The 12,724-nt window shown below is 71.2% G+C and carries 14 protein-coding genes; 2 read left to right on the forward strand and 12 right to left on the reverse strand.

Annotated features, from left to right (window positions below; translation table 11 throughout):
- Window positions 1–38: 38 nt before the first annotated feature.
- Window positions 39–326: a putative quinol monooxygenase gene (locus ACIQ7M_RS04225; protein WP_403639463.1), complete on the forward strand. Its 288-nt coding sequence runs from the start codon at window positions 39–41 to the stop codon at window positions 324–326.
- Window positions 327–427: 101 nt separating this feature from the next.
- Here the strand turns inward: ACIQ7M_RS04225 and ACIQ7M_RS04230 are convergent, their stop codons facing one another.
- The 12 genes from ACIQ7M_RS04230 to ACIQ7M_RS04285 all read right to left on the reverse strand — a co-directional run bounded on the left by ACIQ7M_RS04230 (window position 428) and on the right by ACIQ7M_RS04285 (window position 11,952).
- Window positions 428–1,450, reverse strand: coding sequence for a methionine synthase II (cobalamin-independent)-like protein (locus tag ACIQ7M_RS04230; RefSeq protein ID WP_403639465.1), 1,023 nt, complete (start codon window positions 1,448–1,450; stop codon window positions 428–430).
- A gap of 3 nt (window positions 1,451–1,453) precedes the next feature.
- The gene (locus ACIQ7M_RS04235; protein ID WP_403639467.1) at window positions 1,454–2,014 is read right to left on the reverse strand and encodes a heme-binding protein; all 561 of its coding nucleotides are present in this window, start codon (window positions 2,012–2,014) and stop codon (window positions 1,454–1,456) included.
- Complete coding sequence (locus tag ACIQ7M_RS04240; protein WP_403639469.1) at window positions 2,011–2,793, reverse strand: alpha/beta fold hydrolase; 783 nt, start codon at window positions 2,791–2,793, stop codon at window positions 2,011–2,013. Before ACIQ7M_RS04240 ends, ACIQ7M_RS04235 begins: the two co-directional genes overlap by 4 nt.
- 50 nt (window positions 2,794–2,843) lie before the next feature.
- A complete protein-coding gene (locus ACIQ7M_RS04245) occupies window positions 2,844–3,215 on the reverse strand; it encodes a VOC family protein (protein WP_389836579.1) in 372 nt (123 codons plus the stop codon).
- Window positions 3,212–4,012, reverse strand: a complete 801-nt coding sequence (locus ACIQ7M_RS04250; RefSeq protein ID WP_403639472.1) for a fumarylacetoacetate hydrolase family protein — start codon at window positions 4,010–4,012, stop codon at window positions 3,212–3,214. Before ACIQ7M_RS04250 ends, ACIQ7M_RS04245 begins: the two co-directional genes overlap by 4 nt.
- A gap of 5 nt (window positions 4,013–4,017) precedes the next feature.
- Window positions 4,018–5,466 (reverse strand): NAD-dependent succinate-semialdehyde dehydrogenase, encoded by a 1,449-nt coding sequence (locus tag ACIQ7M_RS04255; RefSeq protein WP_403639474.1) that lies wholly within the window; start codon window positions 5,464–5,466, stop codon window positions 4,018–4,020.
- A gap of 86 nt (window positions 5,467–5,552) precedes the next feature.
- Window positions 5,553–6,473, reverse strand: a complete 921-nt coding sequence (locus tag ACIQ7M_RS04260) for a VOC family protein (RefSeq protein ID WP_403639476.1) — start codon at window positions 6,471–6,473, stop codon at window positions 5,553–5,555.
- A gap of 119 nt (window positions 6,474–6,592) precedes the next feature.
- Window positions 6,593–7,504 carry a LysR family transcriptional regulator gene (locus ACIQ7M_RS04265; RefSeq protein ID WP_403639478.1) on the reverse strand — a complete coding sequence of 304 codons (912 nt, stop codon included), beginning with the start codon at window positions 7,502–7,504 and terminating at the stop codon, window positions 6,593–6,595.
- A gap of 228 nt (window positions 7,505–7,732) precedes the next feature.
- Complete coding sequence (locus ACIQ7M_RS04270) at window positions 7,733–8,698, reverse strand: sugar ABC transporter substrate-binding protein (protein WP_403639480.1); 966 nt, start codon at window positions 8,696–8,698, stop codon at window positions 7,733–7,735.
- A 109-nt stretch (window positions 8,699–8,807) separates the two neighbouring features.
- A complete protein-coding gene (locus ACIQ7M_RS04275; protein WP_403639482.1) occupies window positions 8,808–9,821 on the reverse strand; it encodes an ABC transporter permease in 1,014 nt (337 codons plus the stop codon).
- Entirely contained in the window at window positions 9,818–11,353 is a 1,536-nt protein-coding gene (locus ACIQ7M_RS04280) for a sugar ABC transporter ATP-binding protein (RefSeq protein ID WP_403639484.1), read from the reverse strand. The genes ACIQ7M_RS04275 and ACIQ7M_RS04280 overlap by 4 nt, the downstream gene beginning before the upstream one ends.
- Window positions 11,354–11,391: 38 nt before the next feature.
- Window positions 11,392–11,952 (reverse strand): carboxymuconolactone decarboxylase family protein, encoded by a 561-nt coding sequence (locus tag ACIQ7M_RS04285; protein WP_403640873.1) that lies wholly within the window; start codon window positions 11,950–11,952, stop codon window positions 11,392–11,394.
- 233 nt (window positions 11,953–12,185) lie between these two features.
- Between ACIQ7M_RS04285 and ACIQ7M_RS04290 the strand changes: the two genes are divergently transcribed.
- Entirely contained in the window at window positions 12,186–12,590 is a 405-nt protein-coding gene (locus tag ACIQ7M_RS04290) for a cupin domain-containing protein (protein ID WP_403639487.1), read from the forward strand.
- Window positions 12,591–12,724 lie beyond the last annotated feature (134 nt).

Below are 12,724 nucleotides of genomic sequence, written 5' to 3' on the forward strand. Positions count from 1 at the left end.
TCGGCGGACCCGACAGCCCGCCCCTCCGGAGGAAACACATGGCTTTCGCCGTCGTCGCCCACTACCGCTGCGCGCCCGCCGACGCGGACACGGTGCGCGCCGCGCTGCTGAGGATGCGCGAACTGACCCCCACGGAACCGGCGAACCTCGCCTACGAGGTGCACGCCGAGGTGGACCGGCCGGGCTCGTTCGTGCTCTACGAGCGGTACACGGACCGCGCGGGCTTCGAGGCGCACCGGGCGACGGGCCACTTCGCGGAGTTCGTCGTGGGCGTCGTCCTGCCGCTGCTGACGGACCGTACGGTGACGTTCGCCGAGGTGCTCTGAAGCGTCGGGCACGGTGTGCGGCCGTCGGCCGGGAAGCCACCGGTCCCCCGTGTCCGTCGGCCGGGAGACCCCCGTGGCTCCCGGCCGGCCCGGCCGCGGGATCAGAACTCGTTGCCCCAGCAGTACCGGGCGAGTGTCTCCACCAGGACCAGTTTGCGGCGCTGGTCCTCGGCGCCGAGGAGCGGTCGCGTCGCGACGTCGGCGAAGCCGCGGGACGGGGAGAGGGCCATGTCCTCGATGTCCTTGATCTCGGCGCCCGCGTCGATCCGGGCCAGTACCGTGTCGATCTCCTCCGGTTCGGGAGTGGTCGCGTCCACGACCCCGAGGCACGCGTCCCGGTTCTCCGGCAGCGCCCTGAGGAGGTCGAGTTCGGCGGCCGTCCCCCGGTCGTACGGGAGGATCCAGCGGTCGGCGGGGACCTCGCCGTACAGCCGCTCGGCCCTGGCCCTGTCCACCGCGTCCGGTGCCCGCCGGCCGGGGCAGACCCCGATCCGTACGCCCTCGGGACGCTCGTCCAGGCGCGCCGCGAGGGCCTCCACGGCGAGCGCGTCCTCGAAGGCCAGCACGCCGGGAGCGGCCGGCTCGGCCGCCAAGTGGCCCAGCAGCAAGGGGTTGTCGAGCTGGATCAGCCGGACGCCGCGGGAGACGAGGAGTTCGATCTCCGCGTGGACGATCTCCGCCAGGGCCTCGCCGAGTTCGCGGGCCGAGGACGGACCGCCGGAGCCCGCGAGCGCGGGGTCGAAGGTGGTGGCGGCGAGGTAGGCCGGGGAGGGCAGGGACACCTTGGGCGCGATCAGCGTCAGCTCGGTGAGCCGGGCCGCCCGGTCGGCCGCCAGCGGGCCGCCGGCCTTGGGCAGGGCCTCGGCCACCCAGCGGGCCAGGCCGTCGGGCCCGATCTCCCCCGTGCGGCGGAAGCCGGACACGGCGCCGAGGACGGCACCGCGGAAGTCCTCGTACGGGAAGCCGCCGTCCGTGACGACGGTGGAGCGCACCGTGCGCTGGAGGGCGACCGCCGCCCTGACCGCGTCGTCCAGTGCCGCGGGGTCGTCGCCCGGGTTCGTGAGGCCGGCCGGGCGGACCAGGCTGCCGTGGTGGTCGATGCGGTAGTTGAACGTGTCCGCCATGGCTCAGGCACCCTTCTCGGTGTTCTCGGCGTTCCGTGCCTTCTCGGCGCCGCCGGTGTTCCGTAGCGTCCCGGCGTCCTCGGTGGCCGGGGTCTTCTCGTGGTCGTCGGCCGCCGCGCCCGCTACGCCCCAGGCCGCGAACTCCAGTTCGTAGCCGAGGGCTTCGAGGACCTCGTCGGCGACCTGCTGGTCCTCGTCCGCGGTGCCGCCCGCGATGCCGAGTCCGCCGATGATCTCGCCGTCCCTCTTGATGGTGACGCTGCCCTCGGTGGCCATGATCGGCAGGGCGGCGCCCGGCAGTTGGGAGAGCTGCGCGAAGAACACCGGCTGGCTCTCCTGCCACTTCTTCAGCATCCTGCCGGGGCGCTGCATGACGGCCGCGGTGTACGCCTTGGCGCGGGCGATGTCCGGGGTGAGGGGGCGGGCGCCGTCGGAGCGGCGGACGCTGACGACGAAGCCGCCCGCGTCCACCACGGCGACACTGACCGCTTTCCCGAGCGCCTGGGCCCGCTTCAGGGCGGCGGCGACGATCTCCTCGGCGGCGTCGAGGGTGAGGCTACTCATGCGGCTTCCTTCCGTCCGAGGGTGCGGCGCAGGTGGGCGACGGCCTGGTTGTAGGGGCCGGGCGTCTCCCAGTACATGGAGTGCGGGGCGCCCGGGACGATCTCCAGCCGGGAGGCCGGGAGCAGTTCGTGGGCGCGGGTCACGGTCTTGACGCTGAGCACCGCGTCCTTCTCGCCGAGGAGGAAGGCGATCTCGACGCCCGATTCCACGATGTCCCGCAGCGAGGGGCCGTCCGTGTCGAGATTGCGCAGGTCGGCCATCCCGGCGACGTTGAAGGTGCCCATCTGCTGGAAGAGGAACGTGCGGTCGGCGTGCTCCCGCTGGAAGCGCCGGGTGAGCAGCCGGTCGACGACGGGGAGCTTGACGGCCTCGGCGCGGTCGGCCGCGGCCAGTTCGCGCAGTTCGGGGTGGCTGATGCCGCCGAGGGAGTGGCCGAGGACGACGGCCCCGACCCGGTCGGGGCGCAGCAGGCCGGCGCGCAGGGCGGCCACCGAGCCGATGGACTGGCCCACCAGCATCACGTCGGTGAGGTCCTCGGCTTCGAGGACGGCGAGCACGTCGCCGGGGAAGTCCTGGCCGTCGAATTCCGGCATCGAGGAGTCGGACTTGCCGAAGCCGCGCAGGTCCATGGTGACGACGGTGAACTCCTCGCGCAGGGCGGCCACTTGCTGCCACCAGGCGGCGTGGTTGCCGCCGCTGCCGTGTACGAGGAGGATCGCCGGGCCGCTGCCGTGACGTTCGTAGTAGAGGGAGGTGCCGTCGGAGTCGGCGAAAGGCATGGGAGGGAGCTCCTGGAGGTACGGGGGAGGGGAATCCTGGCCGCGCGCGCTCAGTGGGGGCGCTTGCCGTGGAAGACCAGCTCGATCATGGTGTGGTCGGGGTCGTGGATGTAGCAGAACTTGGACTGGTTCTCGGGGCGTTCGATCGGGCGGGTGTGCCGGATGCCCAGCTCCTCGAGGTGGGCCAGGAACTCGTCCCAGTCCTCGACCTCTACGGCGAAGTGGTAGGGCGCCATGCGCTCCATCTCCTCGACCGGGGTGAAGTGGAGGTCGAAGTTGCCGCGGGTCATCAGGACGACCCGGGTGTTGGACCTGGGCATGATGCGCTTCATCCCGAAGACCTTCGTGTACCACTCGGCGGTGCGGTCGGGGTCGGTGGTCGGGAAGTTGACGTGGTGGATGTAGAGCGGGGCCTTGCTCATGCGGGATTCCCTTCTGGATGTACGGGGTTGGAGAGCACGCCGATGCCGCTGATCTCGATGTCGACGGTGTCCCCGGGCTCGATCCGGCAGGTCGACTCGGCGCCCATCCACAGCACGTCGCCGGGCCGCATGGTGATGTGCCGGGTGATCTCGACGATGTAGTCGAAGGGGTCGAAGACCATGTCACCGGTCGGGAACACGGCCCGTTCCTCGCCGTTGACCCGGAGCGTGGTCGTCTGCGCGAGCGCGTCGACGTCCGTCTCGATCCAGGGGCCCATCGGCTTGAACGTGTCGCTGTTCTTGCTGCGCCAGAACGTGCGGTCCCGGTGCTGCCAGTCGCGGGCGCTGACGTCGTTCCCGATCGTCCAGCCGAAGACCGAGTCGCGGGCCTCCTCGTACGTGGCGTGCCGCAGCGTCCGGCCGATGACGGCGACGAGTTCGGGTTCGGCCTCGAACCGGCCGGACACGTCGGCCGGTTTGACGATGGGCGATCCGTGGCCGGTCAGGGCGCTGTTGGCCCGGTAGCCGACTTCGGGGCGCCCGGGGACCTCGGCCCCGCAATGCGCGATGTGGCGCGGGTAGTTCAGGCCGACGGCGTAGAACACGGGCGGGACGACGGACGGCAGCCAGACGGCCTCGGCCCGGGGCACGGTGCCGATGACGGTGAGGCCGGGGTCGTCCGCGTACGCCTGCCGGTCCATGGCCTTCAGGGGGGACCCGGACAGCAGCTCGATGTCCTCCTCCCCCACGCGGCCCCACACCGCGCGCCCGCCGGCCGACACTCGGGTGTACCTCATGGTGTTCAGCCCGCCAGGAGGTGGGAGACGCGCTTGGTGACCAGGTAGGCGTCGAGGGCCTCGGGGCCGCCCTCCCTGCCGTAGCCGCTCTCCTTGACACCGCCCGAGGGTGCCTCGCTGACCGAGCCGCCGCAGTGGTTGACCGAGAGGATGCCCGCCTCCAGTTCGCGCACCAGGTGTTCGGCGGTGGCGGCGGACTCGGTGAAGGCGTACGCGGCGAGGCCGTAGGGCAGCTCGTTCGCGGTGCGCAACGCTTCGTCGAGGTCGCCGAACGCGCTGATGGGCGCGAGCGGCCCGAAGGGCTCCTCGCGCATCAGGTCCGCGTCCGGGGTCATGTCGGTGAGGACGGTCGGCGCGAAGAAGTAGCCGGGGCGGTCCAGGCGTTCGCCGCCGGTGCGGACGGTGGCGCCGCGGCGTACGGCGTCGGCGGTCAGGCGTTCCATCGCCCGGAGCCGGCGTTCGTTGGCGAGGGGGCCCATGGTGGTGCCCTCGGCCAGGCCGTCGCCGACGACGACCGCGTCGGCCGCCTCCACGAACTCGGCGGTGAAGTCGTCGACGAGGCTCTCGTGGACGAGGAAGCGGCTCGGCGAGGTGCAGACCTGGCCGGCGTTGGCGAATTTGGCCTGGGCGGCGCGGCGGGCGGCGCGGGCGGGGTCGGCGTCCGCGCACACGATCACCGGGGCGTGGCCGCCGAGTTCCATCAGGGACGGCTTCATGACCTCGCCCGCGGCGGCGGCCAGGAGTTTGCCGACGGGGACCGAGCCGGTGAAGGCGACGAGGCGGACGACGGGCGAGGCGATCAGGTGGGCCGACACCTCGGCCGGTTCGCCGAAGACGAGGTTGAGGACGCCGTCCGGCAGTCCCGCGTCCACGAAGCAGCCGACGAGGGCGGCGGCCGTGGCCGGGGTCTCCTCGGAGGCCTTGATGACGATGGAGCAGCCCGCCGCGAGGGCCGAGGAGATCTTGCGCATGGGTCCGCCGGCCGGGAAGTTCCAGGGGACGAACGCGGCGACGGGGCCGATCGGTTCACGGCGTACGGACAGCAGGGTGCCCGGGGCAGAGGGGATGATGCGGCCGTAGGCGCGGCGGGCGTCGTCGGCGTGCCAGCGCAGGGTGTCGGCGACGCGGCGGGCCTCCCCGGTGGCCTCGGCGAGGGGCTTGCCCTGTTCGAGGGTCATGATCCGGCCGACCTCGGCGGCCCGCTCGGTGAGCAGGTCGGCGGCGGTGTGCAGGATCGCGGTGCGCCGGGCGACGGGGGTGTCGCGCCAGGTCCTGAACCCCTGTGCGGCGGCGTCGAGTGCGCGGTCGAGGTCGGCGGTGGTGGCGAGGGGGACCTGTCCGATCACCTCTTCGGTGGCCGGGTTGACGATCGGGGCGGTGCGTCCGGTGCCGCCCGGGCACCATTGCCCCGCTATGTGCAGGTGGACGGCGGGATAGCCGTGGTCGGTGGTCATGGGTGGGAGCCCTCTCAGGCCGGCGGACGAGACGGTGGGAGCCCGCGGCGCGGAGGCCGGGGGGTGGGGCGAGGGCTGGGCGCCGGTCAGGAGGCGGTGGCGTCCTGCTGGTCGCGGTTGGTGCGCAGGGCCCAGATGTGGTGGGGCGGGGTGGTCGTGTGGACGCGGGTCTCGTACGAGTCGTCGACCCGGTCCATGTCGGCGGCGTACTCGACGCGCCCGCCGCAGGGCGCGTGCAGGAAGCGGAAGACGTTGGAGCCGACCGTGTGGCGGCCGAGTCTGCGGGCCTCGCGCCAGCCCCGGTCGATCATGTGGTTGCCGCCCTCGACGACGTCGTCGAAGCCGGGGACCTCGTAGGCGATGTGGTTGACGCCCGCCTTGTCGGGGCGGTGGCAGAGCAGCATGGTGTGCTGGTCGTCGTCGCCCGGTGCCTGCATGAAGACACCCATGGGTTCGACGACGTCGGTCGGCCGGAAGCCGAGGCGGTCGACGTAGAAGGCGACGGCCTCCTCGCGGCCCTCCTTGCGGATGTTGAGCGCGACATGGCACATGCGCAGCGGGCGGACGCGGCTGATCGGTTCCAGCGCGGTGTTCCAGCGGGTGACGCTGCCCAGCGCGTTGGCGGGCCGGGGAACGACGTCGGCGGGCCGGGGCCGGGCGAGGGTCAGACCGGCCCCGAAGCCCGTCTCGTCCACGGTGTGGAACACCCCCGCCGCGTCCTGCCGGACCGGGCGGTCACGCCCGGCCGCCGCGACCAGCCGCTCCAGCTCCTGGGGGGTGTCGACTCCCCAGACGACTTCCCGCAGGGTGGGTCCGTCCTCCACCGGGGGCGGGAGCGGGGTGCCCGGTGCGGTGTCGAGGTGGAGGGTCTGGCCGGTGCGGGTCTCGAACACGGCGTGCTCGTCGGTCCGTTCCAGCGGGAAGAGCCCGAAGTCGTCGAAGAACCGGACGCATTCGCCGAGGTCGTCGATGCCGTAGGTGACCGATTCGATTCTCTGGATTCCCATGGGTTCCTCGTTTCGCGGGTCGCCTGGTGAGCGTAGGTTTCGGGCTCCTGCGGACTCAACGGTCCGGGCTCGACGGAATGCGCAATCGTTTCTTGCGGCCGGGGAATGCCGTGCGGATCCTAGGAGCGGAGCGCCGGAATGGGATTCTGGGAGAACCACGTGGTGAGGAAATCCAGGAATACGCTGACCTTGCGCGGAGTGCCCTGCCCGGGGCCGTAGATCGCGTACAAGGGGCGGTCGGGGACCGCGAGTTCGGGCAGCAGGACCTTGAGGGCGCCCGAGATGAGATCGTCGTACGCCGGCCGCTGGGGCAGCAGGGCGATACCGCGTCCGTGCACGGCCGCCTTCTGCAGGGCGATGTAGGAGTTCGACGAGAAGGCGACGTTGCGGATCTTGTGCAGGGTGGAGGCGTGTCCGTGGCCGATGCGCCAGACCGGGTCGTTGACGTGCACGAGGCACTCGTGGGCGGCGATCTCGTTCGGCTCGGTGAGCGGTCCGCCGCGTTCGAGGTACGTCTCGGAGGCGCACAGGACGAACGGCAGTGAGGCGATCTTCTTCAGACGGACACTGGAGTCCCTGAGGTCCCGGGTGTGGAAGGCCACGTCGAATCCGCTGTCGAGGAAGTCGTAGGTCCGGTCGGACATGCCGCCCAGTTCGAAGCGGACCTGGATCTTCGGGTGGGAGGCGGAGAACGCCGCTATGGCGTCACCGAGATCCAGGCTTCCGATCCATTTGGGGCAGATGATGCTGAGCGTGCCCTCGGCGCGGTCGTGGAGCTGGGCTATCCCCGCGTCCTCCGCCTCGATCTCCTCCAGGATGCGCGCGGCGAAGTCGGCGTAGCGCTGACCGGGTTCGGTGAGGCTGACGGAACGGGCCGTGCGGTTGACCAGTCTGACGCCCACCTGCCGTTCCAGTTCGGCGACATGACGTGAGACCAGGGAGCCGGAGGAGCCCAGTTTCTTGGCGGCGCCGTTGAAGCTGCCGACCTGTGCGACGGTGACGAAGCTGTGCATGAGGAGCAGGCGGTCCATGTTTCCCTCCGGAGGCCCACGACTGCCAGGGGTGGGCCCCGGCGGCGGTGCCGGTGTTCGGGTGTGCGGGCGGTACGTCCTTCCCCGGGGGGCAGGTCTCACTGCGGTGCGGGCCGGTGCCGCGCCGGTCCGGAACGTCCCTGCGGGCGGCTCCGCGAGGACATTCCGAGGACGACTGGACGGGTGGCTCGGGACGCACTGGGGAAGGCGCCGCTCACCGTGCGGGCGCTACGAGGTGGGGCAGTACTGCGGGGCCTTGGTCAGGTTGTCCTTGGTGACCAAGAGAAGAGGAATGTTGGCAATCTTGTCAACCTTTTCTTTGTCCAGCAGACCGATGGCGCTCTTCACCGCCGTCCGGCCGATGACCATGGCCGAGTTGGCCACGGTGGCGGAGAACCGGCCGTCCTTCACGGCGGCCAGCCCATCGTCGGTGCCGTTGACGGTCACGATCTTGACGTCCTTCGCGCCGCCGTCGTCGAAGGCCTTGCGGACGGCGAAGCCCATCTCCTCGTTGGCGACGAAGGCGTAGTCCAGGTCCGGGTGCGCCTGGATCATGTTCTCGGCGACCTCCTGGGCCTTGACCGGGTTGAACATGCCGGGCTGGTTCGCGACGACTTTCGCGGTGGCCGGCAGTTCGTTGGTGAACCCGCCCACGAGCAGGTCGGAGGCGGCACCGGGCGCGCCCGCGATCACACCGACCTTCACGTTCCTGCCGTCGGCGTCCTTGCCGACCCAGTCGGCGTCCAGGGCGCCCACCTTCTGGAGGTCGACGACGGCCGCGCCGAGGATGTCGTTCGCCTCGTTGGGGGCGACCGAGGTCAGGTAGATCGGAATGCCGGAAGCCTTGGCCTTGGCTATGTCGCCGTCGAGCGAGTCGACGTTGACGGTCTGCACGATCAGCGCGTCGACATCGCGGGAGATCATGTCCTCGATGTTGGACAGTTCGGTTCCGGCGTTCTGGTGGGAATTGGCCGTGTAGACCTTGGCCCCTTCCGACTTCGCCGTCTGCTCGACGGCCTTCTGCAGACACGTGTGGAAAGCGGTGTCGGCGCCGTTGACGAACCCGAGGGTGACGGAACCGGAACTCGCCCCGGCCGAACCGGTGTTGTCGCTCTCGGCACAGCCGCTCAGGACCAGGGTGGTACCGGCGGCCGCGGCGATCAGGGCGCGGCGGGAACGGACGGAAAGTCTCATGGTCGTACGCCTTTCATGACGGGAAGAGGGCAGGGGGGATCGCCTTCGGAAAGCGGGAGAAGGAAATCGCCTGCGCCGTGCGGGAGTTGGCGAGGAAGGCGGGGCGGCGTCAGTTCCGTGCGGAACGGGCCTTGTGGAATTCGTTGGCGACGGCCGCGACGAGCAGGACCCCGCCCACGGAGACCGGCTGATAGTTGCTGGAGACCTGAAGGAGGTTCAGCGCGTTGGCCACGACGCCGAGGAGCACGACACCGAGCGCGGTACCGACCACGGTGCCGTGCCCGCCGGCCAGCGAGGTACCGCCGATGACCACCGCGGCCACGGCGGTGAGCTGAAGGGAGAGTCCGCCCGTGCCGGGGCTGCTGGAGCCGAGCCGGGACAGCAGCATCAGACCGGCCAGACCGGACAGGGCGCCGGTGAGGGCGTACAGCGTGAGCTTGCGCGCGGTGACGTCGATGCCGCTGAGCCTGGCCACGTGCTCGTTGCCGCCGATGGCGTAGGCGTCCCGGCCGAACACGGTGAACCGCATGACCAGGGCCGTCGCGACCAGGACCAGGACGGCGAGGACGAGCAGGTAGGGGATGCCGAGGATCTTGTCGTTGCCCAGCGGGAACATCCGGGTGCCGATGGAGACGCTGACGCTGTCGAGCACGAGCAGCGCGACACCGTCGAGCAGCGTGGCGGTGGCCAGGGTGACGACGAAGGGGGCGACGTTGGTGAACGTCACGACGAGCCCGTTCACCAGGCCGATCGCCGTGGCGAGCGCGATCGTGGCGATCACGGTGAAGACGGTGGAATGGCCGTGCGACAGCAACTGCGCGCCGAGCGCGGTCGTGACGGAGACATTGCTGCCCATGGAGAAGTCCATGCCGCCCGCGGTCATGAGCAGGGTCAGGCCGGCGGCGATCACGGCGGTGACGCTCACCTGCCGCAGGATGTTGATCACGTTGGTGTCGGTGGCGAACGCGTCGGTCCGCAGCACGGTGGCCACCACCACGACGACCAGGACGGCGGTCAGGCCGGTGTGCGGGGCGCGGCGCAGAGCACCGAGCCGGTCCCCCGGCCGCCTCCGGCCGTGCCGCTCCGCGATCCCCGGGGCATCGGGACGTGTCTTGACGCTCACTGGGGCTGACCTCCGAGTGCGGCGGCGACGAGTTCGTCGCGGGTGATGGCGGTGATGTCGTGCTCGGCGACCGGGCGGCCCGCGCTGACGACGATCACGCGGTCGGCGAGCCGCATGACCTCCTCGGCGGACGAGGACGCGAGCAGCACGGCCGCGCCGCGCGAGGCGAGGTCGTCGATCAGGGTGTGGATGTCGGCCATGGCGGCGATGTCCACACCGTTCGTGGGGTCTTCGAGGAAGCAGGCGACCGGATCGGTCTGGAGCCACTTGGCGAGCAGCACCTTCTGCTGGTTGCCGCCGGACAGGGCGCTCACCGGCGGGTTGCCGGCGAGCGAGACGACTCCGTAGCTGCGTCGCAAGGGCCGTGCGCGGCGGGCGAGTTCGCCGCGGCGGTGCAGTCGTCTGCGGGCGAAGCGGTCGCCGGCGAGCATCAGGTTCTCGTCCAGGGACATCCCCGGGACCAGTCCGAGGGCCCGTCGGTCGCCCGTGACGCAGCGCAGTCCGCCGGCGAGCGAGGCGTGCACCCGGCCGAACGGCACCGGGGCGCCGTCGACGAGGAGTTCGCCGGAGTCGGGGCGGCGGCGGCCGGAGAGCAGGTCGAAGAGTCGGGACTGCGCGTCGCCGGCCGGTCCGAGGACCGCGACGATCTCGCCCCGACGCACCTCGACGTCGAGGCCCCGGACGGCCCGGCCGTCGCTGAGCGCGCGGACCGCGAGGCCGATCTCGTCCTTGGGAGCGGGGCGTTCGGAGCGCCGCGAGACGACGTCCCGGCCCACCATGGCGCGCACCAGCGATTCCGGGTCGAGTTCGGCGGCCGGCGCGCTGCGTACGACGGCTCCGTCGCGGAGCACGGTGAGGCGGTCCGCGACGGCCATCACCTCGTCGATGTAGTGCGAGATGTAGACGACGGCGACTCCGTCGTCGCGCAGGGTGCGCACCAACTCCCTGATCTGCCGGGCGGCTTCCGCGCTCAGACAGGCGGTCGGCTCGTCCAGGACCAGGATCCGGCTGCCGAGGCGTACCTCGCGGGCCACCTCGACCATGGTCTGTTCGGCGACGCTCAGCGAACCCGCGGTCCGCTCCACGTCGATGGCGATGCCGAGCTCAGAAAGGGCCCGCGCCGCCTCGGACCTGAGCGTCCTCCAGTGCACCGCGCCGCGCCGGGTGGGCAGGTCGCCGAGCATGACGTTCTCCGCGACGGTCAGACCCATCGCCAGTTCGCGGCGCTGGGGGACCGAGGCGATGCCGAGCCGTCGGGCCCTGCGTACGGTCAGCGCGTGCTGGGTGTGTCCGTCGACCTCGACGGTGCCGGAGTCGGCCTGGTGCACCCCGGAGAGGATCTGCACGAGCGTCGACTTCCCGGCGCCGTTCATGCCCATCAGCGCGTGGACCTCGCCGGGGTACAGGTCGAGGTCGACGTCCGTGAGCGCGGCGGCACCGCCGAAGCTCTTGGTGACGCCGCGGACGCGGAGCACGGGTCCGCGGGCGGTCCCGGCGCCGCCGGCCGCCGTCGTCGGGGTCCTGGGGGTCACGGCGGCGCCTCCTTGCGCGTCCCGGTCCGTGAGGGTGGTCACGGCCGCGGTCCGTCGTCGTGGCCGGGACGCCCGTAGCCGCGGATGTCGGGGAACGGGGGCTCGCGGTCGACCTGAAGGTCCACCTGGAAGGTGTTCAGGCACATCCCGAGCATGGTGAAGTTCCCGAGCGCGCCGATCGCGTCCACCAGGCCCTTGGGGCCGAAGTGGCCGAGCGCCCGGGCGAAGGTCTCGTCGCGGACGAAGTGGTCTTCGAGGACCTCCCGGCAGAACTGGTAGAAGGATTGGTCGGCCTCGTCGTCGAAGACCGCCTCCCGCCTCTCGGCGACGGCCTTGACCGCGGCCTCGGGGACACCCGCCTCGATCGCCTGGTCCACGTGCGCGTTCCAGGAGTACTGCGCGTCCCAGTTCCGGGCGGCCATCAACAGGGTCAGTTCGCGCAGGTGCTTGGGCAGACTGCAGTCGAACCGGGCGAACGCGCCGAGGGATTCGGCGCGCTCGCACATCTCCGGGCTGTGCAGCCAGACCCGGAAGGGACCGCGGACGGCGCCGCGCCGGCCGGCGATGCGGGCGGCCAGTTCCCGCTGGCGCGGTTCCATGTCCTCATCGGTCAGAACGGGGAGCCTCATGTGGCTGCTACCTGCCTTTTCTTTCCGGCATGTTTCCGGCACGTACGGGGATGCCGTGCGATGCCAGCCGACGGTACAGCCGGGTGCGGGAAGCTCACCCTTCCCGGAATGCAAGGTAAAACTGCACGCCGGACGGCACCCGTTCACGGGGACGCGACCTAACGTCGGTCGACGCATCACCGTCGACGGGAGAGGAACTCCGGATGACCACGATCATCGAAGCCGCGTCCGTGCCCCTGCTGGACCGGGGCGGCGCCGTCGTGACGACGCCGCTCATCACCACCCGCTCGGCGGGCGGGGAGAACCGCATCACCAGCGGGATGAGCGTCTACCCGGTCGGCTCCGGAGCGCCTTTGCACTCCCACAACTGCGACGAGCACGTGACGATCCTGGAGGGCGAGGCGGAGGTGGTCGTCGACGGGGAGGTGACGAAGCTGAGGCGGTTCGACACCACGTACGTCCCCTCCCCCGTCCCCCATCTCTTCCGGAACATCGGCGACGGCCCGCTGCGCATCCTGTGGGTCTACTCCTCGGGCCACGTGACGCGCACGTTCACCGCGACCGGGAAGACGGTCGAACACCTCTCGGACGAGGACCGGATGGGCTGACGCGAGGACGGCCCCGCCCTTCTCGGGCGGGGCCGCCTTCGGGGCCCTCCTCAGCGGCCGTCCTCAGCAGCCCTCCTCGGAAGCCGTCCTCAGAGACCGTCCTCAGAGGCGCCGTCCTCAGGAGCGGGACCGCT

Origin of the sequence: Streptomyces sp. NPDC096324, assembly GCF_044763015.1 — a bacterium.
Taxonomy (GTDB): Bacteria; Actinomycetota; Actinomycetes; order Streptomycetales; family Streptomycetaceae; genus Streptomyces.